This is a genomic window from Salinimicrobium oceani (genome assembly GCF_012037645.1).
In genome coordinates, this window is sequence record NZ_JAAVJR010000935.1 from 1 (window position 1) to 387 (window position 387).

Annotated in this window: 1 protein-coding gene; it reads right to left on the reverse strand. The window is 37.7% G+C overall.

From position 1 onward, the window contains the following. A partial coding sequence (locus HC175_RS20125) for a hypothetical protein (RefSeq protein ID WP_209310142.1) occupies positions 1-266 on the reverse strand: 266 nt, incomplete at its 3' end. Positions 267-387 lie beyond the last annotated feature (121 nt).

Here is a 387-nt window from a genome sequence, read left to right on the forward strand (position 1 = left end):
GTGGTGAGAATATCTACTGTAACTTCAGGAGAGGTAGAAGGTTTTTCCGGAATAGAAATATTGGCATAGTTATACCACATGTACAGTTTTTTAAAAATGCTATACGAGATGGTAATCGAAAGTAAAAAAAAGAGGATAGCATTTCCCTGATGCTCAAATTGTAGAAAAAAGAACAAAAAGTGAACAGTGCTAAAGAGGGCTAACAGGATCAAAAGCTTAATGATCCGTTCTTCCATTAGCGTAGGTGCCTTGATGCTATTCCTCATTCGTAGGATTTAGGACGTAAAAAGGGATATTTGCAGTGGCATAATACCCTGTGTTATTGGTAGTCATAAGATGAAGCCGGTAAGGCCCTTCTTGTATGGGTGCCTTAAATCTTACCAAATT